Raw genomic sequence first — 26,732 nt, forward strand, 5'->3', positions numbered from 1 at the left:
ACTCTATATACTTTTATCTTTTTTTATTGCGCAAGGAGGCGATTTTCTCATCTGATGAGCCAGGAAAAACGCAATTTGTATATTATGTTCGTCTGTAACTTTTTAGTAGGTGCCAGCTTAACGATGATCGTTCCGTTTTTATCGTTATATATTCAAACATTCGGCCACTTCAGCGACAGCTATGTCCAGCGCTGGGCCGGATATATTTTTGGCGTGACCTTTCTGGTTGCTTTTTTTATGTCGCCAATCTGGGGGCGCATCGGCGACAAATACGGCTTTAAACCGACGCTTATTATTACCGGGTTCGGCATTGCCGCGAGCCTGTTGTTTATGGGGCTTGCGGACAATGTCGCCACTTTATTTTTGACCCGGATTTTCATGGGGATCGTGACCGGGTTTATCCCGACTTCCATGGCGCTCATTTCCAAGCAGACCTCGAAGGAGGAAGCCGGCAAGGTGCTCGGCACTTTGCAAATGGGCAATGTTTCCGGAAACTTATTCGGGCCGCTGATTGGCGGATCGATTGCGGACAATTTTGGTTTTAAATACACTTTTATGATTACAGCCGTTGCCATTTCGATTGCCGCGCTTGGCGTTGTTTTCGGCATTAAAGAAAAACGTGCCGATCCTGCCCGGCGAAAAGGGAAACCTGTTTCTCCCCTCGCTGTTGTGAAACAAATTGTCAGCCGCCGGATTTTGATTACTGTTATGGTGATTGCACTCTTGATCCAAATGGCGAACTTTTGTGTTCAGCCGCTTTTGGCACTGTATGTCAGCCATTTGACAAGTTCAGGCAATATTGCATTTTTATCTGGGCTTGCTTTTTCCGCCACCGGCTTCGGCAACCTGCTTTTGGCAAGGCAGTGGGGCATGCTTGGCGATAAATACGGGCATGCAAGGATTCTTTTGATTTTGCTTGTGCTTGCCTGTGCCTTCATGGTGCCGCAAGCTCTCGTAAGCCATTTATGGCAACTGATTATTTTGCGGTTTTTGTTCGGCATGGTGATCGGCGGGATGAACCCGAGCATTGTGGCGTTTATCCGCCTCGAAACGCCGCTCAGCATGCAAGGCGAAGTGCTCGGTTATAACCAAAGTTTCCGGTTTCTCGGGAATGTAACAGGGCCGCTGATTGGCGGTTACGTATCCGTCATCTCTGGCATTTCATCTGTGTTTTATGTAACCGGAGTTTTGTTCCTGTTCGCATTTGCGCTCCTTCTTTACAGTGTAAAATCAGAACAGCGCCGCACCGTCCGGGAAAGCTAAAACGGCAAGATACCAGTTTGGTGGTATCTTGCCGTTTTTACTTTTTCTTGCCGGGCCGTGAAACTTTTAGCTTTTTTTCGGTACGACCGCAATCGTACAGCGCGACAGGCAAATTAAGTTTTCGTCTTCGTCTTTGATTTTGATCTCCCAAACCTGGGTACTTTTGCCCCGGTGCACGGCTTCGGCAACTGCGGTTACGGTGCCGTTCCGTTTTGAACGGATATGGTTGGCATTGATTTCAAGCCCGAAGCAGACTTCTTTTTCTAAATCGATCAGCATCGCAGCCCCTAGGCTTGCAGCGGTTTCCGCGAGTGCGACGGATGCGCCGCCGTGCAGGTATCCGAGCGGCTGTATCGTTTTTTCATTCACCGGCATGGTCGCCACCACTTTCCCGGGCTCCATTTGGACAAGTTTTATGCCAAGCGCGCCGATCATTGTATGTTCCAGTTCCATCTCTTTCCCCCCGGTCCGGATTGTCCATACATCTTTCAAGCCTTTCTTTCATACTATGTAAAAAATGATGTTTCCCACCTGAGAAAGAAGGTGAGAATATTGTACTACAATCCGTATTATGTTGTTCCTTCCTTTCCATACTATTCCATGCCTTACCGCCAATATCCTGCCGTCCACCCGAAAAAATTTATGGATTCGGCCATACACACGCACGAACTCTTGGCAGATGCACAGCTTTTGCTTAACCGGATTTCCCGCTCTGCGGCTTTTGCCGGACAACTCATGTCTGCCGCACAAAAATCAGATTCAGCTGGTGTCGGCCGCATGCTGGCGGGAACCGCTATCCAGCATATTCCGCGTGTTTTTTATACACCGGACGGCCTTATATTGCAGTTTGTCTGCCAGGCCGCGGGCAACCAGGCACCTTGCTGCGAGCTCCGGTTGAAAATGTGCTGGTCATAACTTGCGGCTTGTCCATTGCCCCGGGATCCTGCCGCCCGAAAAAATAACCCCCGCTTAAAAGCGGGGGTTATTTTTTAATAATACGGAAATGGCGGATATCCTCCGTACGGAACCGGCGGGTATGGCACCGGAGGATATGGGAAATACGGGCGCGGCCTTACCAGTGCGCCGCCAAGCAAGCCGCCGAGAAAACCGCCCAAAAGCGGTCCGGCAAAAAATGGTGAACGTGCCGGGTAATGTGCATGCGGATACATCAAATAACCTCCTCTCCTTCTATTTTTAGTGTATGCATCCCGCCCGTACCGGACTGGGCGTTACGCAGACGCTGGCTTTTGCCTGTTCTTTTTTTTGCGCCGCTCTTTCCATAAAATCAGCAGGAGCGTTACAACCGGAAAAACCACTTGTATAGGGAGGTGAAGCAGAACAGGCACCACTTTGATGCCCTCATCGATATGTTCCGCATATGTTGTGGCAATCATTGCCGATGCGCACAACATAATCAGGCCGAGCGGATAGACCGTTTTCCTATAGCTGCTTACATGGAACAGCTCCGTAAACATAATACAAGCCGCATATAAGTAAATCCCTACTTTGAAAAATCCGCCAACAATTAAAGTCACCATAAAAAGTACATCCAGCCGCTCCAGAAAATGGGCAAGTTGAATTTCCTGAATGGTCGCAAGCAGCGGAAACGGGGATCGCATCATCAAATCCACGCCAAGCACACAAATATTGATCAGCATCGAGATCGCCAAATTTGTGCCGCTTAGCCACATAGCTGACAGCCCGGCTACTTTTACACTTTTTATCTTATCTACAAGCGGAAAAATGGACAAAAACGCAATCGTTTCGCCAAAAGGAATATAAATCGTCTCCTTCCCCATTGTTTTTAGGACAGGCATGGGCCCGTTTTCCAGTACTGGTTTCAAATAATTGAGCTTGACGAGCCCTGATGAAGTAATCAATACGAAACTCGCAATCGCCAGAAAATAAAAGAAGATAAAAAAGATCTCCCCGGTTCTGGCCATCACTTCCATTCCCTTTTTTACTGCATGCATGACGCACAAAGCCAAAATCACCGTGATAATAAACCGCGGTGTTTCCGGATAAAACGATATGATCAGCATTTCTCCAAAGTCGCGCAGCACCCCGGCAGAAAGGTACAGGAAGTAAATGCCCATCGCAAAGCCGAAAAACCAGCCCATACCTTTTCCGTAAATCGCCCGCAACCATTCGACCGGCGAAATGCCAGGATAAAAGGAAAATATTTTGTAATAAACGTAAAACAGGAAAAACCCGACGCTCAGGCCGCTTAAAATTGCAAGCCATGCATCCTGTTTTGCGCCGTTTCCGCTTCCCAGCAAAAGGGCCCTGCCAAGTTCAAACATAAAGATTAACACAAATAATTGGTACGAGGAAATTTTTGCCTTTTCCATATATCACCAGTCCCTGTTATTTTAAATTTGAATGGAATGGATTTGTCCGTATTCCAGAATTGGCGATGACGACGTTTGCATGCACCTTCACATTTAAATGGGCAAAGCCCTTTTCATTCCAATGGTGCCTTAAACTGTGCCACTCTTTCGGGTACTGGCGGTAAATCATTTCCCCGAAGCCGAACACATCACATTGGTCGTGTTGCATATGGCGAATGCCATGGTTAATTTGCTGCTCCACATTTTTTTCGTATGCTTTTTCAATCCGGGCCATTTCCTTTAAATCCATTACATCAAGCGGTACATTGATTTCTTGCAGCTGGCCCACAAGGCTGATGTGGATATGCATTTCCGGCTTTCCGTTTTTCATGGCCGGTTTCATACCGATAATCGTTTTTCTTACCTGCAGCCCGAGCGCATTTGGATGATGCGCCCAGTCTAAATCAAGCGAAGTCATTTTTGTTTTTTTCAATAGCCATGTAATCGTAAGCGCATCCTGTCCGCCTACCCAGTCAATCAGTTTTCCATGCTTTAGGATCCCGATCCCCCCGCTCGTTAAGTATGCGTCCAGTTCTGTCTGATTCAGGCTTTCCAGCATCTCTCCTTTTTTCTTATCCCCTATCAGCTTGAAGCTTCCTACTACTGCTTCTTTTCCTTCCGTTGTAAGATCATATAGGAGATCTGAAATATCTGTTTTTACCCGCCCGCCGACATCTTCTTGCGCATATTCCAATGTTTTATTGATTTTATTGGTAGGAATACGCTCAATCGGAGTCAGCACTTTAAGGACATCCTCTGCCTTGCCGTTGCGGGCAATCAGAACGGAAGCAGTATTGCGGAATTCTTTATCTCTGTCAAAAATATCAATAATCGGATAAATCCCATTTTCCGCCGTGCTTTTGCCAATCAGGAGAACGCTTGTATGGGAAAAATATAACCTCCTCGACATTTCCCGGCCTGCAGCGAGAAATGCGTCCTCAACCGTTTTGCCTTCCGTTTGGAAGATGGTGACAGTGGGGCCCTGCCCGCCGCTTGTTTGCATGCCGCTTGGAATATTTAAGAAATTGACAATTTGATAGGTCAGCAAATAATTCCCGTTTTCAAGCCGGTCAATGCCGATGGCGCTTACAAAAGCAATATCCGTTAATTCTTTATGGCTCCAGCAGCCTGCCAGCAAAAAAGATGCCGTAAAAAGGGCAACGGCTGTTTTCCATCGTCTTCTTCTCATGGTTGCTCCCCATTTTTCACACTTTTTTGTTTCGGCGGCATCGGCTTCTGGTTTTCTGCCTGGCGGATGATATTTTTCTGGCTGAAGAGACGCGGCCTGGCGCTCATTGACCAAAGCGGCGCCCGGATCACCGTATCACCGGAGTTGGAACGGATGAAAGGGGCAATCGGCGCCATGTAGGGCACACCGAATGACCGCAAGCTGGTCAAATGGACAGCAAGCGTAATCATCCCGATAATGATGCCATAAAAACCAAAAGTGGCCGCCAGAAACGTAAAAACAAAACGGTATAATCTGGCTGAAATGGCAATGAAAAAAGACGGGGTGGCAAAACTGGCAATACCCGTAATCGAGACGGCAATGACCATTGCGGGAGAAACAAGCCCGGCCTGCACTGCCGCCTGCCCGATAACAAGTGCCCCGACAATCGAAACCGTCTGGCCGATTGGGCGCGGCAGACGGAGTCCGGCTTCCCGCAGAATTTCAAATACAATCTCCATCCCAATTGCCTCGACAACAGCCGGAAAAGGAATCGTCTCCCGCTGCGCCGCAAGTGCAAAAACAAGCTGTGTCGGGATGAGTTCCTGATGAAAAGTGGTCACGGCGACATATACAGCAGGCCCAACAAGCGAAATTAAGTAGCTGAGCACCCGCAAAAGGCGGATCGCTGTCGCAATATCAAACCGTGTATAATAGTCATCCGCCGACTGGAAAAATTGGATAAAAACAGCAGGTGCGAGCAAAACGAACGGCGAACCCTCCACAACAATGGCAAAACGGCCTTCCAATAAATTGGCTGCCACGACATCCGGCCTTTCCGAATGGTGCATTGTCGGAAAAATGGTATACGTTTTATCTTCAATGAGCTGTTCAATATAACCCGAATCCAAAATGGCATCGATTTTAATCGTGTTTAACCGTTTACGGGCTTCCTCAAGGACTTTATCGTTTGCGATTCCTTTTATGTACATGAGCGCAACATCGGTCCGGGTCACTTCCCCGATTTTAAAGTTTTCAATCCACAGATTCGGATCTTTAATCCGTTTGCGGATCAATGAGGTGTTGACGCGCAATGATTCAGTAAAACCATCACGCGGCCCGCGTACAGTCACTTCGGTTGCAGGATCTTCAATCGCCCGCTGTTGCCCGCCCCTTGTGCTGATGCTTAATCCGCCGTATACCCCGTCAATCAGTAAAATGGACTGGCCACTCAACAGCTCCGAAAACAAGTCATTCCAATTCATGACCTTTTTTACACCGCCAATTTTAATGACGTGCTTCATGATGCTGTCGAGTATATTTTCACTTCCCAAATACCCGTCGATTTCCGGATTGCCCATCAAGACTTCAAGCAGGTTTTCATTGATCATTTTCGGATCAACCAGGCCATCGACGGAAATAACGGCAGCCGGCAAATCATTGCCGCTTCCAAGCATGATTTGATGGATGACAATGTCGGAACTGTTCCCGGTTGTTTTTTTCAACTGCCCGAGGCGCGTTTTTAAATCGGTGCCCATGGTCAAAAACGGGATATCCGTTACAGTCCCGCTCGTATCGTCTCCGCGCACAGGTGTTTTCTGCACGTCCCTGCTTTTCTTTGCACTTTTGTTTTCCTTTTTTGCAGCGTTTCTCTGCTTTTTCCACCAATATGGCATACCCATCCTCCTTTTCGCCCGTGCATGGCTGTTTGTAACGGAGCGCAAACTACTGATGAAGATATCTTGTTGTTAGTATGTTTCGATTCGAAAAAAATATGAAAGGAATTGGCACGCATGAAAATCGCTTTTTTAACCGGCATTGCCGCACTGGTCCTCTATGCCTTCATTGCCGGAATCGATTTTTATATGACAAGGGACTTTATGGGATCTGTCCATCATCCGATCGGCATCCTCGATACCTTTTATGGTTTCGAAAAAGGCGTACTCCTGATATGCATCATGGTGCTTATTTTTAAAATAGCAATCGAGGTGTTGAAACAGAAAGGACGGACACAAAAATAAGGCAAAGAAGAGCGTAGTGCTCTTTTTTGCCTTATTTTTGATTTCAGCTTTTTAGCGGAAGGCCGGGCAAGATCCGGCCTGCACCATTTGCCGTTTCGTCTTCATTCGCGTGTATCTGCAGGCAACCGGAGGGCGCTCCTTCGTTACAGCGCTTCATTAAAACTGCGGTCGTGGGGGCGCACGCCTTTCAGCACATTCATTTCGCTTGGAGTAGCGCGCCCCCCTTTAATCCTGTTCTGCCATCTTCTCAGCCAGCAAGGCCAGTGTCCGTACCATTACGCCGGTTGCACCGGCCGGGCCAAGATCGGTTTCTTTCCCTGTTATGGCGGTTCCTGTAATCTCCAGATGGGCCCACGAGGTGTCTTCCACAAACGCCCCGATAAAAGCCCCGTTCACCATCACGCCGCCCTCTCTGCCTGGCGAACCGTTCAAGTCGGCGATCTTGCTGCTTCGTGCGTTTTCTTTGTCCGCTTCCGTTACCGGGAGGCGCCAGATGAATTCTCCTGCTTCTTTTGCGGATTCCAGCACCCGTTCAAAAAAAACATCGCAATTGGCGACAGCGCCCGTTTTATCGCGGCCGAGCGCCGGGATCACACCCGTTGTCAAGGTTGCAACATCCACAATTTGGCTGGCACCATATTGTTTCGCATACGTTACGGCATCAGCGAGCATCAGCAAGCCGGTGGCGCCGGTATCCCGCACTTCAATCGTTTTGCCGTTCATGCTCGTGATAACAGCGCCCGTTCCAGTACGCATTTCACCCCGCCCATCGTTTGCCGAGACCACCCGCGGTTTGCACATGGTACCGTTTATGCTGTTATCGGCCACGGGAACGACCGCCACCACGTTTTTTGCCGGTTTCCGTTCCCCGATCACTTCCATGGCGCCCAGAACAGCTGCCGCCCCTGCCATGCCGGTGTTCTCACCTGGTGTGCAACAATCGGCTGCGGCACCGGGTCCGACAAGTGCGAGCACATTGCCCCATTCCCGTTTGCCCGCGTATTTCAGGATGACCAGGATCGGCGGCTCTTTGGATTCCCCCGCCGCAGCCAAAACCGCACCCATTCCAAGCTTCTCCATCTCCATTTTTTCAAGGATTTCCACTTCAAAAGGGTATTTTTTTGCAAGTGATGCGGCATATTCCGCGAGACGGGCCGGCGTCCATATATTCACCGGCATATTGGCAAACGTCCGTGCCGTATTCACGGCTTTGCCATACACGTACCCGCGGTGCAGGGCAGCGCCTGTTGTTTCTTCGGGGGAACCGTTATTTTTACGGTATGTACCCGTTTGAAGATTGGCGTTTTTAACCGGTTGGCCCTCTGTTTTCCCGGCGGCATTAACATGCTCGGCATTCCCCGGCCGGATCTCTGCTTCTTCGGCGGCACTGGAATGGACCGGCGTGGCGTGTTCCGCCGGTTCCGGTTTTTTCCCGGCAGCCTGGATGTAAACCGCTACTTTTTCGAGCTGCACTTCCGGAATATTTGGTTGCCCTTTGTAACCGGCAAACCGGTATGTGGCCATCGGAACGGCTTCGCCAAGCATCTGGGCGGCTTCCTCCCCGCTGATTGCGCCGGCGCAAAACGTATCGAGGAAAACCGCTGCCGTAGGCCATCTCATTTTCCGGATGTGTTTCACTGCTTTTCCAAACATCCTTTTCAAATGTTCTTTTCTAAGTTCTTTCGGGTTGCCAAGCCCGATAAACAAAAGCCGTTTTACTGGCAGTTTCCCGAGGGTGTGAATGACAGAAAGGCTGCCGGCGCGTGCGGACAGATCGCCGGATTTTACCAGTTCCGTCAATGCCCCGCCGAAACGGTTGTCCAGGCCGCCAAGCAAGCCGCCAAACTTTTTAGGAACTTGCTGCAAGCCAATCACAAGGCAGTCTTCCCGGCATTCAAGCGGATCTCCTTTCCCCAGTTCAAACATACAACCACCTCTGTTCCATTATAGCCGCCAGCTTGAAAAAAACGCACAAAAAAAGCGCAACCGGCATTTTGCGCTATTCTTCCGTTTCCGGTCTAATATATTGCTGCCGGAACACTTGCATCGTTTTGTTTTCGTTCAGTTCAGCCAGTTCCTTTTCAGTCAGGGACCCGTCCCCCATTTTAATAATATACACATCAAGCGTCTGTTTTCCCCATTTCTTGTAAACATCCGAAACCGTTTCAAAATACAGATCGAGCCGGTTCCCTTTTATGGCAGATCCTGTATCGGCAACAACACCGAAATCATAGCCCGGGATATAAAGGACCGTCCCGATTGGAAAAATGGATGTATCGGCAGCAATCGTTGAATATAAATCCCGTTTCACTTTCACCCCGGAATAGGTGATGCCGTAGCCGGGATGGTCGGGACTTTTCCCGGTCGATTCGGCCCCTGCCGTATACCCCGTTGCTGTCACTTTCTTTTTCGGGTAATTGCTCCAGTCATAGGCATCAAGGGATGGCTGCGGCTGGCTCGCGGCAATAGCGGCCAATCCTTTTTCCAATGTTGAAGCAGGTGCCGCTTTTGCAGCTGCTGCTTTTATCCCCGAAAGCGCCTGGAAAGTGGAAATCATTGCCCATATGAATAAAATGGCCATCAATAAGCGGATCATCCATTTTTTCATGTTCAATTGGTTTCACTCCTCTTAGGGCTATTGTTTCCCATGCCGTTACAAAATATGCGGGCATATTGGCAAAAAAACGACTGATCCGCCTGCCATTTTTTCGCGACAACTTATTCCGCCCACTCTCTGTTCTGAAAATGGCTCTTCCAAAAAGCGCTGGTTGATGTGCATTTTTTAAACGCTTTATCCGGGAATATTTGTGCCGGCTTTTGCCGGTCCGCCTCCAATTTGAAGGCAAAAAAAAGCTGCCTCAAAGGCAGTTTTAAAACATCCGGTATCCGTTTTTCCGGAGCGCTTTTATCGCAACACCGGCCAAAAGTGCCCCCGCAAGGCCGCTCGATAGCACGAGGGCATCCGATAAATGGATGGAAGCAAGATGCTCCCCAAGTTGCCGGAAAGCCGTCCCGGGATCGGTAAAATACCGGGAAAAAGTAATCCGGTCAATCATCGAAAGCGCAATGACCGGGTAAATGAAACAGAGAATCCAGGTCATCCGCAAAAGCATATTGGCAATAAAACCGATACCGAAAAACAAAACAAGAAAAAGGACCATCGAAATGATCAATACCGGTATACTCATAAGCCCCTCCGCATCCCCGTTATACATCTAGTTTACTGAAAAAACCGAATTTCGTCAAAAATAACGCGATGATATTTTTGCTATATAAAATTAAATTTTCCTTTCTTTAAAACAAGCCTCGTGCCGCCGATCATATACAAGGCACGATCATCCACGACTTTTTTCATAACAGAAGCAGAAGTGCCTTTCAGCTTTTTGCCAAACACAATGCCGATCGCATTGTCTTCCCCAAGGGAGCAAACAGTGCCTTTGTCATGAAAGGTAAAAGCTTCAAGGCTTTCTTCACCGCGGATCTTTTTCAGGAGGTTCCGTGCGCATATTTCTCCATGCTGCATGGCCATCTGTGCTGTTGGCGGGTACGGACGGTTTGTGTCCTTATTGATGATCAACGCACAGTCCCCAATCACAAACACATTCTCATGCCCCGGAACGGTCAAATCCGGATTGACTTTCACTCGGCCGCGCACCGTTTCAAACCCGGACGCATCAATCACGGTATTCCCGCGCACACCCGCGGACCAGATGACAGTTCCTGCCTTGATTTCATATGGCTCTCCGCCTTTTTTGCAGGCCCATACCCCGTCTTTTGTTGCTTTTTTAACCGCCGTACCAATATGGAACTCGACACCTTTGCTTTCCAAATACGAAAGGGCATAATCGACAAGTTCGCGGTCAAATTGCGGGAGGACGACAGGATTGGATTCAATCGAAACGATCCGCACTTTATCCCGCTGGATCCCGTATTCTTTGCAAAGCGCCGGAATCCGGTTCACCAGTTCGCCAAGAAACTCGATGCCGGTAAAACCCGCACCGCCGACTACAATGGTGAGACGGTTGTCATCTTTATCGAGTTCCCTTCGATAGGCATCGAACTGGCGCTCAATATGTTCCCGTATTTTTTGGGCAGCGCTTACATCTGTAATCGAAAAAGTATGCTCTTTCAAGCCTTCGATTCCGAATGTTTCCGCGTTGGATCCAAGTGCAATGACGAGATAATCATATGGTAACACTTCCCCGCCTTTTAACTCAACTGTGTTCGCGTCTTTTTTTATCCGCTTGACTTCCGCCTGCTTAAATTGCACTTTATTCTTATTTAAGACGTTTTGAATCGGGTAGCGGACCCGGTCATGGTGCAATGTGCCGGCGGAAGCTTCATGAAGCCATGTTGTTTCGTAATGGTAATCATTTTTGTTCACAAGTGTGATGTCCGCTTCCCCTTTTACAAGCTGTTTTTGCAGCCGCGTCACGGTCATGAGCCCGCCGTAGCCGGCACCTAGTATCACCACTTTCGGTTTCTCCATTTTTCTCACTTCCATCTCTTTATTTTGGACAGGCCGGTGCCTGTATGACAACATCATCCATTATTTGTGATTTTATTCACGATAATTGACACGTCAAATTTGTCACATGATTTCCATCAAATTGTCACAAAAAATACATATTCTCCACTTCAATCATATGCTTTTTACCCGCTATTTTCAATTGAAAACTGTACTAAAATAATAATAAAAATATTCTAATATATCACATCGCACCACGAAATTTTTCCGGACGCATGAATACCTACCTCCTTGCCTCATAGAGTTTTTTTGCCTGTGCGCCTGTCCCAAAATGTGCTATGATGAAGGAGAATGAAGCGTATTGGAGGGGTTTCGTTGAAGGAAGATCAAACCGTTTATGATATAACCGTTATCGGGGGCGGGCCGACCGGCTTGTTTACAGCATTTTACGCCGGATTACGGAAAATGTCCGTAAAAATCATTGAAAGCCTGCCACAGCTTGGCGGGCAGCTGGCTGCGCTTTACCCTGAAAAGTATATATACGATGTCGCCGGTTTTCCGAAAGTGAAGGCGGCTGATCTTGTAAATCAATTAGAAGAGCAGGCCTCCATGTTCCAGCCGGTGATCTGCACGGGCCAGTCCGCAGAAAAGCTTGAAAAGAATGAAGACGGCATTTTTACGCTAACAACTGATAAAGAAATCCACCATTCCAAAGCGGTCATCATCACTGCCGGTGTTGGTGCATTCCAGCCGCGCCGCCTCGAAGTTGAAAATGCTGCACAATACGAAGGAAAGAATCTGTTTTATTTTGTGAATGATATGGACCAGTTTGCCGGCAAAAGTGTTGCCATCCTTGGCGGCGGCGATTCCGCGGTTGACTGGGCGCTTATGCTGGAACCGGTTGCCGAAAAAGTGACGCTCATCCACCGCCGGGACAAATTTCGTGCCCATGAACGTACGGTGGAACAATTGAAGCAATCGCGCGTTGAGATTAAAACACCGTTTGTCGCGAGCGAAGTGATGGGTGATGGGGAAAATATCTCCCGGCTTATGATTGAAGAAGTAAAAGGCGATGCGAAAGAAGCGCTTGATATTGATGCCCTTATCTGCAATTATGGCTTTATTTCGTCACTCGGCTCGATTAAAAACTGGGGCCTTGAGATTCAAAAAAATTCCATTGTCGTCAACTCCAAAATGGAAACAAATATCCCAGGCGTTTACGCAGCCGGCGATGTTTGCACGTTTGAAGGTAAAGTGAAGTTAATCGTAACGGGGTTCGGGGAAGCCACCACAGCGGTCAGCAACGCGAAAACGTATCTTGACCCGAAAGCCCGCGTCCAGCCGATGCACAGCACTTCGCTGTTTGAATAAGGAAAAATCAAAATCCCGGATGGCTGCCCAACCGGGATTTTTGATTAAATATTGCTCTTATCGCCGCTCCGGACCCATTTCAGGACGGGGGCATTTTTTTGTTTCAGTTCTTTTTTGTTCTCCCATGCACTGCTTTCTGATCCATCCGCTTTGGCGTCTGCCGCATCATCCACGAGCCATTTTTTTGAATTCTTGTCATATTTAAGCGTATATTTGCGGAGGGTCTTGTAGGAATAGTCCTCATAATTTTTTTCTCCCGTATATTTGATCTTTTCGTTATAGGAAACGAGTGCTTCAATTTCCGCTTTCCAGTCTGCATCAAAATGGTTGATGCTCAGTTCATCCATATTTACGACGGAACCCAAATACTGGGAAGTCACTTCTTTACATAATCTTTAATGGCTTCAAACTGCGCCTGTTCAAGTGAAAAGTCTTCCTTAAAAGAATCGGTCGCGTTTGAAAGCTTATTGGCATCCAGTCCGGAAGTCGTATATACGCTTAGATCCTCGTTGAACTTGCGGATCGCCTCCAAAATCCCTTTTTGTACGTTTTCGCTTTTTTGGGCAAGGCGGCTGTCATCAACAATCATGCTGACTTCGGAATTTCCCCATAAATCCTTTTTCTCTTTTTGGAAAAAGGTTCCCAAACTGTTTTTTACCGTTACATTCGTTTGGTAAGTTCCGGGCAAAAGTGGGCCGTAAGTATGACTTTCTTTTTTTTCCGGAACTTTCATATTTCCGATTGACACATTAAGCTGGTCGTTGTCGCTTTGCCCGGTCACTTTTAAGTGGACGGTCTTCACTTTCAGCTTATAGTCGGGGAAAAATCCCCATTTCTTTCCGTCTTGAACGAGGCTGATCTGCTGGTTCGTTTCCGCGTAATTTTCGTCCTTTATTTGGTTATGAATGCCATCTCTTATCACCTGATAACTGTTTGCATTGGTTTTTAAATACCGGATCATGGCCTGAAGGGAAGTATTGTTCACCAATGCATTCGGATTGTCGGCAACAATCAGCCCTTCCAGCTGCTTCGTATCCTTTGTTTTGACCGCATTCTCGAACTTTTCCAGTACCCGGTCAGGTTTTGAAGCCTGGGAGAGCGCGATCCATATAACCGCAAGTACAACAATCACGGCTGCAGCTATGGCAATCAGCCATTTATGTTTCGTGAGTTGCGCCATAGGTTAATACACCTCTCCGCCTGCAAAAGCTTCTTCCAGCTCATTTGTATAGTCATTCTCCTGCCAAACCGTCCATTTTCCGTCTTTTTTCACCATGGAAACTTCTGCCGGGTCTTCAGCTTCTTTTGGTTCCATGGAACTGACAATGGAATCGAATTTGGAGAGGGCATATTTTTTTGCTTTTTCTGAATCGTAATTTTCGCTGTTATCCAAATATTCATCTGCATATTTTTCCACTTTTTCAGAAATATCGTCCATAGAAATGGTGGAATAGGTCAACTTTACGACCGCTTTATTTTTGTAGCTCGCAACGGCTTCCGCATCCAGTTTCGCTTTTTCGGCAGCGGCCGATTTGTAGGCTTCATAATACTTTTTCATATCTGCATCTGATATATCATCGGTAATATTGTCGTTAAAGGCTTTTTTAAAGGTTTTATACGCATCTGTCTGGACAGCTTCCTTATTCTCTGAAACATATTTTTCATAATCGGCATTGTCCTTGTTTAAATAAATGGTGTCTATATATGCCTTTAACGCTTTTGCCTGGTCCTGCAGGGAATCGTACGATTTACTGTATTTTTTGGTATCCAGCGCAAGTTTCAACTCGTCACTGTCATCCCCGCTTTTTTCCGTAAACGGCTGGATGCCCAATGTATATGTTTTGCCTTTTTTTACTTTTACCAGTACGGTCATCTTTTTTTGTATTGCCCGCCCCGATACTGCCGCCGCGTGAAGTGCCCATATCGAGCCGGGTGCTGTATATGTCGTCTTCTATGTTCACTTCTTCGTTGCCATCGTATAATTTAATATTGCTATATGGAGAGATATGGACCGTATCCGAAGACACATTTTTGATCTTTAAGTCAACGGCCAGGAGGTCTTTCTCACCGTCTTCCGAAACATCCGCATCGTCATCCTTCAACAGGGCATAGGACGCGTCTGTAATTGAAGCTTCAATTAACTTGTTTTTATTGGAAGATCCCCCTTCCGCTTCTGCTTTTTTATCTGATTTCCCGCAAGCAGCCAATCCCCATACCAATGCCAGAACAACAAGCAGCACATGCCATTTTTTCACTGCAGTTTCCCCTTTCCAATCTTCATTCTGCAGCTGATAAATCGCAGAATTTCCTTAACTTTTTATCGAACCCGGGGTACGGTTTTTTTATGTATAATGCGGGTAAAGGAATACATAACGCAGCTTCCCCCTCGACATTCCTTTCTCCCCCATTATGCAAGGACCAAGTTCCCTTCCCCTTTTTCCGAAAAATCCGGGCAAATGAGCAGCTAAGGTATATCTACCCTTTTTTCCATGAATAAACATATTTACGAAAAAGTATTTTATTTTTAATGACTTTGTAAAAAGTTGTGGCTTTTTAGCGCAAGGAAGGCGTTTATAAATGCGGATGTACAAACAGCGAAGGAAATTGGCGTGCCCGGACAGGAAGAAAACCGGAAGACAGGCGCTGGCTGGATTTTTTGAAAAGATTTTTGTGAGGCTTGCGAATGAAAGGGACTTTGCCAAAAAGGAGCTTAAATCAATTCAGCAGCGCAAAAGCCCCGCCTGTCATTGGCGGGATATCCTGCGCTGCTGCAATGAAATGGGAACCTTGCTGGCGTATAAATATCCTGTTTTTGCAGCATCACTTTAAATGCTTCAGCATTTTTCCGGTGTGCCGGCTTTTGTTTTAGTTTTAAATGAGGAGCCACATCCGCAGGTGACAATCGCATTCGGATTATCGATCGTGAACCCGCCCCCTAAAAGCGACTGCTTATAATCGATGACCGTGCCGGTTAAAATCGGGGCGCTCTCATGATCGACGAGAATCCGGATGCCGTGCTGTTCGCCGACCGCATCGCCTTCTTTGATTTCGTGGTCAAGCGACAGGCCGTACGACAGGCCGCTGCAGCCCCCGCCGTTTACAGACACACGAAAATATGCGTCCTGCTCATCGTTTTGCTCCATCATGTCTTTAATTTGAAACGCAGCTGCTTCTGTAAGATGAATCACTTCACTCATTTTCCGAACCTCCTTTCCTTGATTATAACCATTTACACCGTGCAAAACAATGATTGCGTATCTCCCGGGCGCCGAGCAGTCTTAAAATGCGGGCTGCTTTATTTTAAAATTGCAGTGCATCTCGAAAAATTCCACAAAGTCGGTGTTGTAAACGTTTTTTAATGAAAAATTTTTAATCGTGCGCTGCAAACGCATTTTCCGGGATATAACCGTACTGCTCCATGACCGCATAAATTTTCTTTAGCCTTGGATTGCCTTCTGCCACCGGCTCGCCTTCAATGACAACAACCGGGTAAAACAGATCTTCATCCATCACTTTTTGCGCAAAAGCACGCACTTTTTGATCATCACCGGGTGCAAAAATATCGATATACTGGATGTCAAACGGCTGGCCCGGGTATTTCCGCGAAAGTGCTGCTTTGAGCCATTCAAATGTATCTTTAGAAGACGGCGCACCGACGCAGCTTGCGCATATTTGCTCCGCCCCGTAAACTTGAATCGTCACTTTTTTCTCCATCAAACCCGCACCTCTTCCGGGGATTTCTTATTCATATTGTACACAACAGCTTGCAAAAAGGAAAACACTATATCCCGTTTTTTTATGATAGATTTTTCTTGTAATCCTGTTTATAATGAGAAGTAAGAAAGGAGCGATCATATGCCTGCAGATACAATTACAGAACAAGTTCAGGAAGTATTGGATAAATTGCGCCCGTTTTTGCTCCGTGATGGCGGCGATTGCGAGCTGATCGACGTGGAAGACGGCATTGTTAAACTCCGCCTTTTAGGGGCATGCGGCAGCTGCCCGAGTTCCACGATCACGTTGAAAGCCGGGATAGAACGCGCATTGTTTGAAGAGGTTCCCGGCGTTATGGAAGTAGAACAGGTTTTTTAACGGGCAGTACGCGGTTTCCTATCAAGGAACCGCTTTTTTACTGGAATAAATTTTACTTGGACGGGATGATTCTCTGGTTATTCACGCATCCGTGCTTGCCTTCACTACGGTCCGGCCCGGCATTCGAAACCTGGCCCGAGATGTGTTTCAAGTGCTTGCTGTCCTTTTCTACAAGGAGCCACATTTTTATTGAATATCTGCATGGTGAATGGTTTTCTGAAATGCTCACCATGCCTGACATCCACACTTGCCTTCACTACGGGCCGGGCTTCATTCGGAAACCTGACCGGAGATGCGTTTTAAACTAGCCGGCCTTTTCTACAAGGAGCCGCTTTTTTATCGGGCTTTGAGCCATGCCACCCTGGGAATATTGTATTTTCTTATCGGAACTTCCGAGAGCTCATAAAATTCAGCCAGAAATGCTTCGTATGCTTCTGCCCCCCGTACAATTTTCCAAAGCTGTTCCTCATGCATTTTTTGTTCTTTTTCGGACCGGGTGAGAAAATAGGTTTCTACACATTCAAAATAGTGAAGGGGAAACAGCAGGCGCGCGAAAATGAGCCGCCACGAAAAAGGCGAAAGCGGCGAAAGCGAAACATATTGCTGCAAAAACGCGCGGACATCAGGGCGGAACGTGTGTGTTTTCTTAAAATACTGCGCGCGGATCCACTCGGCAATATCCCTGCCTGCGTGGTCAAACACCCAGTCAAACGGGTGGTGGATGATAAATTTCCGGCCCCACGTTTCGTTTGAAAACCGTTCATGGCAAATGGTGCCGGCATCTCCCGGGCCAGGCGCCTCATCCATTTCCGTATCGACGACATACTGGATCGCATTTTCACAAAGCCCCATGTAATAGGGAAACGTTTCGGCAAACAGGCGTTCAAACGGGTGGTCGGGGTGCTCTTCTACTGTTCGGTACCATGCCTTTTCCATTTGTTCAAGGCGCATTTCCCAGTAATTTTTCCATTCGCCCATCCGGTTTGTTTCCGTTATCGTGGCGGAAAGCGTGCGGCCGCGCAGGTGGAATTTCGCAAGTTTCCTGCCCGTGCGCATATTTCCGGGCGCTTTTTTATAACGGTTTTCCAGTAAAACATAATCGCTATCCCCGTCTGTTACGAGAAATTTCTTTTCTTTAGATGGATAAAAGGCGGAAGCATAGCGGTCGCCATTCGTCACGAGGTGCCGGGACATTTCATATAATTCAACAAGCACATTTTCTGAAACATTTGTCACGGGAACGAGCGTATAAAGATTACCGTTTGCTTCATAGCGGACCTGTTTTCCGTCAAAAAAAGACTGCCCGGCGTCAATGCCGTAATATTTTTTCAAAATGGCTTGTGCCATCATCTTCCCTCCCCAAAAAATGCATTGCACTTTCTACATTATATGTGAAGGAACGTGTATTCTTGCTTGATCTCATAAAATCCATTAGAATGATCATGCTAAAGAAAATGTCGAATAATTGAGGTGAGAACATGGAAAACAAGAAAAATATGGATGTGTCAGAACAAATTGCAAGGCAGCGGCTGAAAGAACGGGGCGTAGAATTGGAAGATATTGCGAAACTCGTCCTGTATTTGCAAGAGAAATACTTTCCGGAAATGACGCTTGAGGATTGCATGGAAAGTGTCAACGCCGTTCTTTCCAAACGAGAAGTGCAAAACGCCATTTTAACCGGGATCCAGCTGGATGTGCTGGCGGAAAAAGGGATGCTTGATGAACCGCTGCAAAGCACGATTGCGGTCGATGAATCCCTTTATGGTATTGATGAAATTATGGCTTTGTCGATTGTAAACGTGTACGGTTCGATCGGTTTTACCAACTACGGTTATATTGACAAACAAAAACCGGGCATTTTGGCAAAGCTCAACGACCATTCCGACGGCTCATGCAACACGTTTCTCGATGATATTGTCGGGGCCATTGCCGCTGCAGCCGCAAGCCGCCACGCACACAGAGTGGCGCACGTGCAGCCGTAAAAACACGAAAAAAAGGCAAGATACGTTTTTGTATCTTGCCTTTTTTCGATATTCGTTTTCCAAACAAATCGGACTTTACAACAGGCGGGCATATGGAGCCTTCCTGATTTGCACCCGCGCTTGTCACACTTCCCACTGGTCAAGGGAATCAACCGTATAGGTCGGCAGGATTTCTTTTGTCTTCAACATTTCCTTCGTCGTTATGCCGGTATGGACGAGCAGGGTGTCAATGCCCGTGCGGATGCCCGCCAGAATATCGGTATCGTAATTGTCCCCAACCATGATCGTCTCTTCTTTTTTCGAACCGAGGTATTCAAGCGCCTGCTCGGTAATGATCGGTTCCGGTTTGCCGATAAAGACCGGCTTGGTTTGGGTCGCAACCGCAAGCACCGAGGTTAAAGCCCCGTTTCCTGGTAGCAGACCGCGTTCAGTCGGAAGCGCAATATCGGCGTTAGTGGAAATAAATTTGGCCCCGTTCCGGATCGCAATGGCGCCGAGGGCGAGCTTTTCGTAAGTAATCTCCCGGTCAATGCCGAGCACGACATAATCGGGGTGATCGGATGTGATCGTAAAACCTTTTTCTTTGATGGCCGTTTTGATGCCTTCTTCGCCAATCACATATACAGAAGCATCCGGCTTTTCATCATAAATAAACCGGGCGGTCGCCATGGATGTCGTAAAGACCTGCTCCGTTTTTGCCGGGATATCGAATCCGCGCAGTTTTTCGGCAACCTGTGCCGGTGTTCTCGAAGAATTGTTTGTAACAAATAAATACGGAATCCCTTTTTCCTGCAACCGGCTGACAAAATCGCCGGCTTCTTCTATTTTTTCCGTTCCGCGATACATGGTACCGTCCAAATCAATCAAATAGGCTTTATACTTTTTCATGCTGAAATTCCTCTCTGTTTCGTTGCTTATTCCCCTTTAAAAGCGTTGACCGGGCCGAGTTCGTTTGCCAGGTAAGTGCGCACATCTTCCGGAAACCGTTCAAGCGCCTTGAAATTAGCCGCAAGCACTTCCTGAAGGGTGCCGTAATCCAGATCCATATACCCCCGGACAAGCTGCTTCCTGAGCGCGATGACAGCCGTCAGCTGCTTTGCCGATTCAGCGGAAACCACATTTTCATCTTCCAAAATGTCAATGATGTCTTCGTAGCTCCCCGGATCGCGCATAATAAACCCGTCAATGATCGCGTTTCCGACATCCAGAACCGATTCGATGACGGTTTCTGCAATTCTTTCCAAAGCAGCCTTTTCGATTTCCGTCTGCCAGGCCGGCTGCGCTTGAAACGAGGCAAGCCGTTTTTCCATAAATGACAATATCCCGTTTATTTTTTCACGATCGACAAAATACATCCTGTCACCTTCTGCCTAAAATTTATCAAATGGCGGTGCCGGGCAAAACTTATTTGGCAACGATTTTCTTTGCGACAAAATAGGCACAGCCGAAATTGCAGTATTCATAAAGATATTCCGTGAGTGTACTGATTCTGGTGTCAAAAGTGGATTTCGGATTTCGGTCATCAAAAAAACCGCGCAGCCGCAGCTGTCCGTAACCCCAGTCGCCGACAATATAGTCGTACTTTTCCAGTATTTCACTATATCTGCTTCGGAATGCTTCTTCATTGTAGCCATTCCGGTAATTGGCAATAATCTCGTACGTATGGCGGTGGATGGTGACCAATTTCAATTCCTCCATTTTCCCCGTGTGCCTTCCTGCCTTATTTTATTATAACGAAAAACCGCCCAAATTCTAAGCGGAACGCGAAAAATTTTTTCAGCCCCATTGAACGGAAAAACTGCGCCCATTAAAGTGCGCAGCCCGTTTCTCAAATTTTTTGCGTCTGTTCCACGTTCCCTAAAATATGCTTTGCTTTTGCAGCGGCACTGACCTGTTCATCCGCATGGTATGAAGAGCGGACAAGCGGACCGGATTCGCAGTGGCTGAATCCTTTTTCAAGTGCAATTCTTTTTAATTCGGCAAATTCATCTGGATGGTAATATTTGACCACTTTCATATGTTTTTTCGTCGGCTGTAAATATTGCCCGAACGTCACGATGTCCACATCGTTGGCGCGCAGGTCATCCATCGCTTCCGCCAATTCTTCCATCGTTTCGCCGAGGCCGACCATAATGCTTGATTTAGTCGGAATCTCCGGCTGCATTTCCTTTGCCCGCCGCAAAAATTCAAGCGACCTGTCGTACGTGGCGCGGGCGCGGACCCTTCTTGTCAGCCTCCGGACGGTTTCAATATTGTGGTTTAAAATATCCGGTTTTGCATCCATCAATGTTTTTAAACTTTCGTACCGGCCCTGCAAATCGGAAGGCAGCACTTCAATGGTGGTAAACGGGTTCATGCGGCGGATCGCTCGGATCGTTTCAGCCATCACCGCTGCACCGCCGTCTTTCAAATCATCACGGGCCACCATCGTCACAACCACATGCTTTAAGTTCATTTTTTTCACCGATTCAGCAACCCGTTCCGGTTCCTGCCAGTCGAGTTCGGACGGCAGCCCGGTTTTTACGGCGCAAAAACGGCAGGCGCGTGTGCACGTATCGCCCAGAATCATGAAAGTCGCAGTCCGCCTTGTTCCCCAGCATTCATGGATATTCGGGCATCTCGCTTCTTCGCAAACCGTATGTAAGTTTTCCGTACGCATTAATTTCTTCAGTCCGGTATAATTTTCATTCGTATTGAGCTTGATTTTCAGCCATTCGGGTTTCCGCAAAATCTCTTCCTGTTTGTTCATTTTCCATCTCTCCCACCATTTTCCCGGGTTTGTTCTCTCTCACTTTACCACATTCGGCACTTCTTTGAAAAGAAAACGCCACCGGTTTTTCCAATATTTAATATTGATGAAAATCCGCTGCTCTTTCCACAATAAGCATAAGAAGATTTTCATATTGCGATTTTCTGTTTGTACGGTGCCAAATCGACAACATTGACAGAAAGAGGGTTTTCACATTGCGGTTTGCTTTGCTTTTCTGCCTTGTAACGGGGCTTTCATTTTCTGCCATTCATGCCCAAGCAAAAGAAATGCCCGATAAAGAAATGTACAAAAAACGGATGGAACTTTATCAGCATATGGAGGCATTTACCCAGATTCCGTGGTACAATTTGGCAGCCATCGACCAGTATGAACGGAGCATCCGGTTTGTCCGTTCCGACCTACCGAAACCAGCCGGCCTTATTTCCATTTATTTTCCCCCTGAAAAATGGTCCGGGCTTGCCAATCCGAACCACAATGATACCCATCCGCTTTCGATTGCGTTTTTCGGCGGGATCGGAAAGGACGGGAACGGGGATGGGAAAGCTGACCGCAACGATGATCTTGACGTGCTTTTTACACTGAGCGAGTATTTGTTGCGGTATGGAACGGATGATGATGACTTTGAAATTGCGCTGTGGCATTATTACAAACGGGATAAAGCCGTACAGCTGATCACGGAAAAGGCGAAGATTTACAAGACATTCGGCACCATTCAGCTGACAGACAAGGCGTTCCCGATCCCGCCCGGATACAATTACAGCTACCGGAGCACATGGGGCGACCGGCGCGGCTGGGGTGGCCGCCGTATCCACGAAGGGACGGATATTTTTGCCGATTATGGCGTCCCGGTACGCGCGACTTGTTACGGGGTCATTGAATTGAAAGGGTGGAACAAGTACGGCGGCTGGCGCATCGGCATCCGTGATTTGAACAATTCGTATCATTATTTTGCCCATTTAAGCGGTTATGCCAAAAATTTGCATGTCGGCCAGGTCGTCAAACCGGGCATGCTGATCGGCAGCGTCGGCAGCACCGGTTACGGCCCGCCCGGCACATCCGGAAAATTCCCGCCGCATTTGCACTACGGCATATACAAAGACAACGGCCGAAACGAATGGTCTTTTGATCCTTACCCGTACTTAAGGAGATGGGAATCGCTTGAGAAACAGCGGAAATAAGGAGCACTACAATGCGAATGTGGCGCTCCTTATTTCGTGCTTTTCGGCAGTTCGATGAGCGGCTGCGCACCGCCGCCGTTTCCGTTATAAAATTGCGGGACATCGCCATTATAGTTGCCCATTGCAAGCGGGACATCATGAGTGTAAGTGATGACATCCGAGGCAAACGGGATAATGACCTGCATTTTGATTTTGATTTGAACATAAATATAAAAAAATGCGTTGTTAATGCCGTATTCTTCTTTTTTTACTTTAATATTGGAGCTTTCAACATCCCCCACCATTTGAAAGGTCACGGGAATATCCGGCCCCATGTTCCCAAGCAGGGCGATATTGGTTACTTTCCCGAGCGGAACGGAAAAAATTTCGGGTTTTGATTTTTTCTTTTTGCCGAGCATGCCGTCGTTTGATATTTCTTCAAGAGACGTAATGTCTCCTTCTTCCACTTCTTTAAATTGGCGGGTAATTTGGTTTTCAATTTCAGACTGGGTGGCGGCCAATTCCCGCGGGTCAATCGTATCCAACTTGCTGTTTTTTCCGCCGCTCACATGGTCTTTAATTGCTTCGTTCGTGACATACGAGGCGATTTTTTTCATTTCCGACTCGGCGTACCGCATTAATGTTGGTTTTATGCCTTCGTCAATAATGATAATGCTGATAATGGTAGTCACCGTAAAAAATGCGATGGAAAGCAAAAGCACATACCGCGCCGGCAATGGTCCCCGCCGTTTTGAGGTGCGGAATTTTCGCATAAAAAATCCCCCCTGAAAGCAAATATATGTCTGTACAGGAGGGATTATGATCATAGTGAACTACCCTCCACTTATCAACCTTACGGTTTGATTGAAGTGGGGGCTTCTCGACTTATCGTTGCTTTTACTAGCCAACGAAAACTGACCGAGCTAACCCTCTTGTTCCAAGAGTTTTGTTACTTATGATAACGCTAATAAGCGTAATCCCTCATTTTTGATATTGATTGCTGAATTGTGATCGCGATCTAATACAAAGCCGCAAGAACATTTATATACACGTTCAGATAATGGCATTTCTTTTTCCTTGCCGCAACATGAACACTTCTTAGTGGAGGGAAACCACTTATCAATTTTCACAAGTTGTTTCCCCTGTTCTTTTAGCTTATACGCTAAGAAAGTAGTGAACATACCCCAGCCGTTATCATGAACGCTTTTCCCAAAGTGAAGGGCTTGAGACATCCCTTTCATGTTCAAGTCCTCAATCACGACAGCATCAAAGTTAGAAGCTAATTCTTTTGACTTATGATGAAGAAAATTCATGCGTTGGTTCGCCACTTTCTCATGTAACCCACATTTCGCACGTCTTAAATAAAATTCATTTTAATTTTTGAATGAACTATATTTAAACATTTTAGTGGGATGATATCTTCTTATTTTTGAGGAATTTTCGATAAAGTTCTTTTCAATTCGACATTCTTTTCATGAATTCCTCCTGTTGTGTGTTATTTGCCTTGGTTTTCGACATTTTTTGACGCGTATATTGATAGATCATACCCGCATAATTCAATGATTTTTTTGGCTTGTGAATCAATATTATCGGGTAAGAGCCTTATTTTTTGTTGATTTTGATTTATAAGGATCACGGTAATATCTTCTAATTGCTCTAACAATGCTTGGCCTGTGGGTTGATAGAGTTTCCTTTTTCCTTTCAAGATTAGAGATAGGTTCTTTTCTTTCAGTTCTTTTCTAACTCGATATTCTAAAATTCCATAGATTAATAAAGCCATCACATACACAATACCTAAGGCCTCAACCCTTTCCGGGGTTTTCAAGTAAATGGCATCAATCATTTGTGAATCTTTGATTAATCGGAAACGGGTCTCAGCGGCCGACTGTCCTTTATAAACCCTCAAAACTTCTTGATTGGATAGTGTCTCCTCGTCTAATTTATTTGTGATTAAAACAAAAGTGCTGAGCATTTTTTTCTTATTTTCGATAAAATCATGATCTTTTTCAAACGATTCCAGTTGTATCTGATAGATTTGTTCTCGTTTTGTCTGTTCGTCCTTTTTAGGTCTTCCTCTCTTTTTTCGTTTGATAGGTTGATCACTCATCTGGACGTTTAGTTTATAACAGAAATATGAAGCCTTTTGTTTTTTCTTAAAAGATTGAATTGCTTCTAGTGCGTCCTCTTTACAATGAAAGATAACTTTACTCAGTTTTTCTATCTCTTTTTTTAATTGTATTTCTTCCTTTTCGATCGCCCGATTTAGGGTTTTCTCTTTTCGTTGATCTAAATTGTTTGAGTGGACAACAAGAAACCGGTAAGGAAGGTTTTGAATTTGTCTTTCAAAAGCTTGAATTTGGTAAATAGGGCTTGCTGAATAAGCAAAAGTTCCAGATTTGACAAGGATTTTGGCTACTTTTGTCGAATATAAAGTGTAAGGATTTCAAAGGAAACACGTAAAAAACCTTGCACTTGGAGGCTGTTACGATGTACAAAAAGACCGAACATCAATTAACTTTTGTAGATGATTTTTTTCTACCATTCGGTGGGAAATTAAATAAAGAAAATCGCTGGGTCCGTCTTGCTGAAATGATTCCTTGGTGGATGGCCGAAGAAAAGTATGCCAAGTCCTTCAAGAAGAAATTCAAAGGCGAAAAGGCTTATTCTGTCAGAATCGCTCTTGGGGCTCTTTATATCAAAGAACGGCTTGGGCTGTCTGACCGGGAAACAGTCGAACAGATCACAGAAAACCCGTATCTTCAGTATTTTATCGGCTTGCCTGAATTCCAGGAAAAAGCCCCATTCGACCATTCTCTGATGACTCGTTTTAGAAAACGTTTGGGCGCAAATATCATCAACGAACTGAATGAATGGATCGTTCTGGAAGAACAAAAACGCCAATTGGAAGAAGCATCTAAGGAAAACGACAACAATGATGATCAGGATCACGACGATGAAGATCATGATGATGAAGATCGTAATGATCATGATCGTGGCGATCTTCAGCCTTCCGGTTCCGATTCAGAAAAGCATTCAACTGAATCGGCTTCTCCCAAAACGAAGAACAGAGGAAAGCTCATTTTGGACGCAACCTGTGCACCGGCTGATATTGCTTACCCTACAGACCTTGGGTTGTTGAACGAAGCCCGTGAGAAATTGGAACATATCATTGATGTCCTGCATGAACCACACAAAGGGAAATTACGTAAGCCACGGACCTACAGAAAAAGAGCCCGCAAGGACTATCTTTCTGTCGCTAAGCAACGTAAAGCTGGCGCCCGGAAAATCCGGAAAGCTGTAGGCAAACAGCTCGGATATGTGAAACGAGATCTGGAGATCATTAAAAATCTTGTTTCCCAAAGCTCTCTGTCTCTTTTAAGCAAAGATGAATACAGGCAACTTCTCGTGATTCATGAACTTTACCGCCAACAGGCAGAAATGTACAAAAAGAAAACACACCGGGTTGACCACCGGATTGTAAGCATTTCCCAGCCACATGTCCGTCCAATTGTGCGCGGCAAGGCAAAAGCGAACGTGGAGTTCGGTTCAAAAGTCGCCATCAGTGTCGTAGATGGTTATGCCTTGATTGAGCACCTCGACTGGGAAAATTACAATGAAGGGACCACTCTCAAGGAATCTGTTGAAAACTACTACAACCGGTTCGGATTTTATCCGGAAGCGATCTTGGCAGATAAAATTTACCGAAACCGTAATAATCTGGCATACTGCAAATCTCTTGGCATTCGTCTGAGTGGGCCAAGGTTAGGACGCCCATCCAGAACGGAAGACAAAACCTTGGAACGCGTCGCAAGGCAGGATGCCTCTGAACGTAATGCCGTTGAAGGCAAATTTGGCGAAGGCAAGCGCAAGTATGGGCTGGGCCTTATTCGAGCACGCCTTCAGGAGACCAGCGAAACAGTAGTAGCCCTTCAATTCTTCATACTGAATCTGGAGCGCAAGCTCAGGGTTCTTTTTTTGAAATTTTTACACAACACTATTTTATATTTTGATAATCGGAATTTGGCTTGTATCTGACCAAATTTGATTCGT

30 protein-coding genes and 2 pseudogenes are annotated in these 26,732 nt (G+C 46.4%); 9 read left to right on the top strand and 23 right to left on the bottom strand.

What is annotated here, in order from left to right:
* The first annotated feature begins 54 nt into the window (after nucleotides 1-54).
* Nucleotides 55-1,263, top strand: coding sequence for an MFS transporter (locus NSS95_RS11315; protein ID WP_328228978.1), 1,209 nt, complete (start codon nucleotides 55-57; stop codon nucleotides 1,261-1,263).
* 66 nt (nucleotides 1,264-1,329) lie between these two features.
* Here the strand turns inward: NSS95_RS11315 and NSS95_RS11320 are convergent, their stop codons facing one another.
* Nucleotides 1,330-1,716: a PaaI family thioesterase gene (locus NSS95_RS11320; protein ID WP_013860109.1), complete on the bottom strand. Its 387-nt coding sequence runs from the start codon at nucleotides 1,714-1,716 to the stop codon at nucleotides 1,330-1,332.
* Nucleotides 1,717-1,806: 90 nt separating this feature from the next.
* On the opposite strand from NSS95_RS11320, the gene NSS95_RS11325 reads away from it, so the two are divergent.
* A complete protein-coding gene (locus NSS95_RS11325; protein ID WP_328228979.1) occupies nucleotides 1,807-2,178 on the top strand; it encodes a hypothetical protein in 372 nt (123 codons plus the stop codon).
* 74 nt (nucleotides 2,179-2,252) lie between these two features.
* On the opposite strand, the gene NSS95_RS11330 is transcribed toward NSS95_RS11325, so the two are convergent.
* From NSS95_RS11330 to NSS95_RS11345, 4 genes are read right to left on the bottom strand one after another with little or no spacing between them, the layout of a single operon-like run.
* Nucleotides 2,253-2,432: a hypothetical protein gene (locus NSS95_RS11330; protein WP_014097554.1), complete on the bottom strand. Its 180-nt coding sequence runs from the start codon at nucleotides 2,430-2,432 to the stop codon at nucleotides 2,253-2,255.
* Nucleotides 2,433-2,492: 60 nt separating this feature from the next.
* Nucleotides 2,493-3,614 carry a GerAB/ArcD/ProY family transporter gene (locus tag NSS95_RS11335; RefSeq protein WP_258921246.1) on the bottom strand — a complete coding sequence of 374 codons (1,122 nt, stop codon included), beginning with the start codon at nucleotides 3,612-3,614 and terminating at the stop codon, nucleotides 2,493-2,495.
* Nucleotides 3,615-3,630: 16 nt separating this feature from the next.
* Nucleotides 3,631-4,842, bottom strand: coding sequence for a Ger(x)C family spore germination protein (locus NSS95_RS11340; protein ID WP_328228980.1), 1,212 nt, complete (start codon nucleotides 4,840-4,842; stop codon nucleotides 3,631-3,633).
* A complete protein-coding gene (locus tag NSS95_RS11345) occupies nucleotides 4,839-6,497 on the bottom strand; it encodes a spore germination protein (RefSeq protein ID WP_340713894.1) in 1,659 nt (552 codons plus the stop codon). The genes NSS95_RS11340 and NSS95_RS11345 overlap by 4 nt, the downstream gene beginning before the upstream one ends.
* A gap of 117 nt (nucleotides 6,498-6,614) precedes the next feature.
* Here NSS95_RS11345 and NSS95_RS11350 point away from each other — a divergent pair, with 117 nt between their 5' ends.
* Nucleotides 6,615-6,842 (top strand): hypothetical protein, encoded by a 228-nt coding sequence (locus NSS95_RS11350; protein ID WP_046721765.1) that lies wholly within the window; start codon nucleotides 6,615-6,617, stop codon nucleotides 6,840-6,842.
* Between the two features lie 225 nt (nucleotides 6,843-7,067).
* Here the strand turns inward: NSS95_RS11350 and NSS95_RS11355 are convergent, their stop codons facing one another.
* The 4 genes from NSS95_RS11355 to NSS95_RS11370 all read right to left on the bottom strand — a co-directional run bounded on the left by NSS95_RS11355 (nucleotide 7,068) and on the right by NSS95_RS11370 (nucleotide 11,331).
* Nucleotides 7,068-8,768, bottom strand: coding sequence for a M17 family peptidase N-terminal domain-containing protein (locus tag NSS95_RS11355; RefSeq protein ID WP_340713895.1), 1,701 nt, complete (start codon nucleotides 8,766-8,768; stop codon nucleotides 7,068-7,070).
* Between the two features lie 73 nt (nucleotides 8,769-8,841).
* Complete coding sequence (locus NSS95_RS11360) at nucleotides 8,842-9,456, bottom strand: 3D domain-containing protein (RefSeq protein WP_014097548.1); 615 nt, start codon at nucleotides 9,454-9,456, stop codon at nucleotides 8,842-8,844.
* A gap of 256 nt (nucleotides 9,457-9,712) precedes the next feature.
* Nucleotides 9,713-10,030: a YuiB family protein gene (locus NSS95_RS11365; RefSeq protein WP_014097547.1), complete on the bottom strand. Its 318-nt coding sequence runs from the start codon at nucleotides 10,028-10,030 to the stop codon at nucleotides 9,713-9,715.
* A gap of 80 nt (nucleotides 10,031-10,110) precedes the next feature.
* Nucleotides 10,111-11,331, bottom strand: coding sequence for an NAD(P)/FAD-dependent oxidoreductase (locus NSS95_RS11370; RefSeq protein ID WP_017552026.1), 1,221 nt, complete (start codon nucleotides 11,329-11,331; stop codon nucleotides 10,111-10,113).
* A 354-nt stretch (nucleotides 11,332-11,685) separates the two neighbouring features.
* Here NSS95_RS11370 and NSS95_RS11375 point away from each other — a divergent pair, with 354 nt between their 5' ends.
* Nucleotides 11,686-12,681, top strand: coding sequence for an NAD(P)/FAD-dependent oxidoreductase (locus NSS95_RS11375; protein WP_035184151.1), 996 nt, complete (start codon nucleotides 11,686-11,688; stop codon nucleotides 12,679-12,681).
* Between the two features lie 44 nt (nucleotides 12,682-12,725).
* Here NSS95_RS11375 and NSS95_RS11380 read toward each other — a convergent pair whose 3' ends face one another.
* The 4 genes from NSS95_RS11380 to NSS95_RS11395 are packed head-to-tail and all read right to left on the bottom strand — an operon-like array spanning nucleotide 12,726 to nucleotide 14,936.
* A complete protein-coding gene (locus tag NSS95_RS11380; RefSeq protein WP_225620907.1) occupies nucleotides 12,726-13,046 on the bottom strand; it encodes a hypothetical protein in 321 nt (106 codons plus the stop codon).
* Nucleotides 13,047-13,057: 11 nt separating this feature from the next.
* Nucleotides 13,058-13,861, bottom strand: coding sequence for a TcaA second domain-containing protein (locus NSS95_RS11385; RefSeq protein ID WP_225620908.1), 804 nt, complete (start codon nucleotides 13,859-13,861; stop codon nucleotides 13,058-13,060).
* Nucleotides 13,862-13,864: 3 nt separating this feature from the next.
* Entirely contained in the window at nucleotides 13,865-14,554 is a 690-nt protein-coding gene (locus NSS95_RS11390; RefSeq protein WP_080666395.1) for a DUF5105 domain-containing protein, read from the bottom strand.
* The gene (locus NSS95_RS11395) at nucleotides 14,475-14,936 is read right to left on the bottom strand and encodes a DUF4352 domain-containing protein (RefSeq protein ID WP_051357540.1); all 462 of its coding nucleotides are present in this window, start codon (nucleotides 14,934-14,936) and stop codon (nucleotides 14,475-14,477) included. Before NSS95_RS11395 ends, NSS95_RS11390 begins: the two co-directional genes overlap by 80 nt.
* A gap of 349 nt (nucleotides 14,937-15,285) precedes the next feature.
* Here NSS95_RS11395 and NSS95_RS11400 point away from each other — a divergent pair, with 349 nt between their 5' ends.
* Entirely contained in the window at nucleotides 15,286-15,510 is a 225-nt protein-coding gene (locus NSS95_RS11400) for a hypothetical protein (RefSeq protein ID WP_151211013.1), read from the top strand.
* A 5-nt stretch (nucleotides 15,511-15,515) separates the two neighbouring features.
* Here NSS95_RS11400 and NSS95_RS11405 read toward each other — a convergent pair whose 3' ends face one another.
* Together NSS95_RS11405 and NSS95_RS11410 are read right to left on the bottom strand one after the other, a co-directional pair.
* On the bottom strand, nucleotides 15,516-15,878 hold the full coding sequence (locus tag NSS95_RS11405) for a HesB/IscA family protein (protein WP_013860122.1): 363 nt from the start codon (nucleotides 15,876-15,878) through the stop codon (nucleotides 15,516-15,518).
* Nucleotides 15,879-16,050: 172 nt separating this feature from the next.
* On the bottom strand, nucleotides 16,051-16,395 hold the full coding sequence (locus NSS95_RS11410; protein ID WP_014097542.1) for a YuzD family protein: 345 nt from the start codon (nucleotides 16,393-16,395) through the stop codon (nucleotides 16,051-16,053).
* Nucleotides 16,396-16,536: 141 nt separating this feature from the next.
* Here NSS95_RS11410 and NSS95_RS11415 point away from each other — a divergent pair, with 141 nt between their 5' ends.
* The gene (locus NSS95_RS11415; protein ID WP_014097541.1) at nucleotides 16,537-16,773 is read left to right on the top strand and encodes a NifU family protein; all 237 of its coding nucleotides are present in this window, start codon (nucleotides 16,537-16,539) and stop codon (nucleotides 16,771-16,773) included.
* A 336-nt stretch (nucleotides 16,774-17,109) separates the two neighbouring features.
* Here the strand turns inward: NSS95_RS11415 and yutH are convergent, their stop codons facing one another.
* Nucleotides 17,110-18,120 carry a spore coat putative kinase YutH gene (gene yutH / locus NSS95_RS11420; RefSeq protein ID WP_014097540.1) on the bottom strand — a complete coding sequence of 337 codons (1,011 nt, stop codon included), beginning with the start codon at nucleotides 18,118-18,120 and terminating at the stop codon, nucleotides 17,110-17,112.
* A gap of 131 nt (nucleotides 18,121-18,251) precedes the next feature.
* Between yutH and NSS95_RS11425 the strand changes: the two genes are divergently transcribed.
* A complete protein-coding gene (locus NSS95_RS11425) occupies nucleotides 18,252-18,755 on the top strand; it encodes a phosphatidylglycerophosphatase A family protein (protein WP_014097539.1) in 504 nt (167 codons plus the stop codon).
* Between the two features lie 123 nt (nucleotides 18,756-18,878).
* On the opposite strand, the gene NSS95_RS11430 is transcribed toward NSS95_RS11425, so the two are convergent.
* The 4 genes from NSS95_RS11430 to lipA form a co-directional block, all read right to left on the bottom strand.
* On the bottom strand, nucleotides 18,879-19,643 hold the full coding sequence (locus NSS95_RS11430) for a TIGR01457 family HAD-type hydrolase (RefSeq protein WP_014097538.1): 765 nt from the start codon (nucleotides 19,641-19,643) through the stop codon (nucleotides 18,879-18,881).
* 26 nt (nucleotides 19,644-19,669) lie between these two features.
* Complete coding sequence (locus NSS95_RS11435; protein ID WP_014097537.1) at nucleotides 19,670-20,110, bottom strand: DUF86 domain-containing protein; 441 nt, start codon at nucleotides 20,108-20,110, stop codon at nucleotides 19,670-19,672.
* A 49-nt stretch (nucleotides 20,111-20,159) separates the two neighbouring features.
* Nucleotides 20,160-20,453: a YutD family protein gene (locus NSS95_RS11440; RefSeq protein WP_017552020.1), complete on the bottom strand. Its 294-nt coding sequence runs from the start codon at nucleotides 20,451-20,453 to the stop codon at nucleotides 20,160-20,162.
* 130 nt (nucleotides 20,454-20,583) lie between these two features.
* A complete protein-coding gene (gene lipA, locus NSS95_RS11445) occupies nucleotides 20,584-21,504 on the bottom strand; it encodes a lipoyl synthase (protein WP_014097535.1) in 921 nt (306 codons plus the stop codon).
* Between the two features lie 215 nt (nucleotides 21,505-21,719).
* On the opposite strand from lipA, the gene NSS95_RS11450 reads away from it, so the two are divergent.
* On the top strand, nucleotides 21,720-22,703 hold the full coding sequence (locus NSS95_RS11450) for a M23 family metallopeptidase (RefSeq protein WP_340713896.1): 984 nt from the start codon (nucleotides 21,720-21,722) through the stop codon (nucleotides 22,701-22,703).
* Nucleotides 22,704-22,732: 29 nt separating this feature from the next.
* On the opposite strand, the gene yunB is transcribed toward NSS95_RS11450, so the two are convergent.
* The 3 genes and pseudogenes from yunB to NSS95_RS11465 all read right to left on the bottom strand — a co-directional run.
* Nucleotides 22,733-23,455 carry a sporulation protein YunB gene (yunB, locus tag NSS95_RS11455; protein ID WP_017554582.1) on the bottom strand — a complete coding sequence of 241 codons (723 nt, stop codon included), beginning with the start codon at nucleotides 23,453-23,455 and terminating at the stop codon, nucleotides 22,733-22,735.
* Between the two features lie 180 nt (nucleotides 23,456-23,635).
* Nucleotides 23,636-24,022, bottom strand: a pseudogene (locus NSS95_RS11460) (RNA-guided endonuclease InsQ/TnpB family protein); the annotation flags it as partial.
* Nucleotides 24,023-24,177: 155 nt separating this feature from the next.
* Nucleotides 24,178-25,047: pseudogene (locus tag NSS95_RS11465) on the bottom strand (IS1634 family transposase); the annotation flags it as partial.
* A gap of 122 nt (nucleotides 25,048-25,169) precedes the next feature.
* Between NSS95_RS11465 and NSS95_RS11470 the strand changes: the two are divergent.
* Nucleotides 25,170-26,717, top strand: a complete 1,548-nt coding sequence (locus NSS95_RS11470; protein ID WP_340713892.1) for an IS5 family transposase — start codon at nucleotides 25,170-25,172, stop codon at nucleotides 26,715-26,717.
* Nucleotides 26,718-26,732: the final 15 nt, after the last annotated feature.

It is taken from the genome of Weizmannia sp. FSL K6-3076 (assembly GCF_038007245.1).
Taxonomy (GTDB): Bacteria; Bacillota; Bacilli; order Bacillales; family Bacillaceae_C; genus Weizmannia; species Weizmannia faecalis.

Excerpts from the sequence above, each read along its gene's own strand:
- NSS95_RS11315 (WP_328228978.1), top strand. The coding sequence starts at position 55 with ATGAGCCAGGAAAAACGCAATTTGTATATTATGTTCGTCTGTAACTTT.
- NSS95_RS11320 (WP_013860109.1), bottom strand. The coding sequence starts at position 1,716 with ATGGAACTGGAACATACAATGATCGGCGCGCTTGGCATAAAACTTGTC.
- NSS95_RS11330 (WP_014097554.1), bottom strand. The coding sequence starts at position 2,432 with ATGTATCCGCATGCACATTACCCGGCACGTTCACCATTTTTTGCCGGA.
- NSS95_RS11335 (WP_258921246.1), bottom strand. The coding sequence starts at position 3,614 with ATGGAAAAGGCAAAAATTTCCTCGTACCAATTATTTGTGTTAATCTTT.
- NSS95_RS11340 (WP_328228980.1), bottom strand. The coding sequence starts at position 4,842 with ATGAGAAGAAGACGATGGAAAACAGCCGTTGCCCTTTTTACGGCATCT.
- NSS95_RS11345 (WP_340713894.1), bottom strand. The coding sequence starts at position 6,497 with ATGCCATATTGGTGGAAAAAGCAGAGAAACGCTGCAAAAAAGGAAAAC.
- NSS95_RS11350 (WP_046721765.1), top strand. The coding sequence starts at position 6,615 with ATGAAAATCGCTTTTTTAACCGGCATTGCCGCACTGGTCCTCTATGCC.
- NSS95_RS11355 (WP_340713895.1), bottom strand. The coding sequence starts at position 8,768 with ATGTTTGAACTGGGGAAAGGAGATCCGCTTGAATGCCGGGAAGACTGC.
- NSS95_RS11365 (WP_014097547.1), bottom strand. The coding sequence starts at position 10,030 with ATGAGTATACCGGTATTGATCATTTCGATGGTCCTTTTTCTTGTTTTG.
- NSS95_RS11370 (WP_017552026.1), bottom strand. The coding sequence starts at position 11,331 with ATGGAGAAACCGAAAGTGGTGATACTAGGTGCCGGCTACGGCGGGCTC.
- NSS95_RS11385 (WP_225620908.1), bottom strand. The coding sequence starts at position 13,861 with ATGGCGCAACTCACGAAACATAAATGGCTGATTGCCATAGCTGCAGCC.
- NSS95_RS11390 (WP_080666395.1), bottom strand. The coding sequence starts at position 14,554 with ATGACCGTACTGGTAAAAGTAAAAAAAGGCAAAACATATACATTGGGC.
- NSS95_RS11405 (WP_013860122.1), bottom strand. The coding sequence starts at position 15,878 with ATGAGTGAAGTGATTCATCTTACAGAAGCAGCTGCGTTTCAAATTAAA.
- NSS95_RS11410 (WP_014097542.1), bottom strand. The coding sequence starts at position 16,395 with ATGGAGAAAAAAGTGACGATTCAAGTTTACGGGGCGGAGCAAATATGC.
- NSS95_RS11415 (WP_014097541.1), top strand. The coding sequence starts at position 16,537 with ATGCCTGCAGATACAATTACAGAACAAGTTCAGGAAGTATTGGATAAA.
- yutH (WP_014097540.1), bottom strand. The coding sequence starts at position 18,120 with ATGGCACAAGCCATTTTGAAAAAATATTACGGCATTGACGCCGGGCAG.
- NSS95_RS11425 (WP_014097539.1), top strand. The coding sequence starts at position 18,252 with ATGGAAAACAAGAAAAATATGGATGTGTCAGAACAAATTGCAAGGCAG.
- NSS95_RS11430 (WP_014097538.1), bottom strand. The coding sequence starts at position 19,643 with ATGAAAAAGTATAAAGCCTATTTGATTGATTTGGACGGTACCATGTAT.
- NSS95_RS11435 (WP_014097537.1), bottom strand. The coding sequence starts at position 20,110 with ATGTATTTTGTCGATCGTGAAAAAATAAACGGGATATTGTCATTTATG.
- NSS95_RS11440 (WP_017552020.1), bottom strand. The coding sequence starts at position 20,453 with ATGGAGGAATTGAAATTGGTCACCATCCACCGCCATACGTACGAGATT.
- lipA (WP_014097535.1), bottom strand. The coding sequence starts at position 21,504 with ATGAACAAACAGGAAGAGATTTTGCGGAAACCCGAATGGCTGAAAATC.
- yunB (WP_017554582.1), bottom strand. The coding sequence starts at position 23,455 with ATGCGAAAATTCCGCACCTCAAAACGGCGGGGACCATTGCCGGCGCGG.
- NSS95_RS11470 (WP_340713892.1), top strand. The coding sequence starts at position 25,170 with ATGTACAAAAAGACCGAACATCAATTAACTTTTGTAGATGATTTTTTT.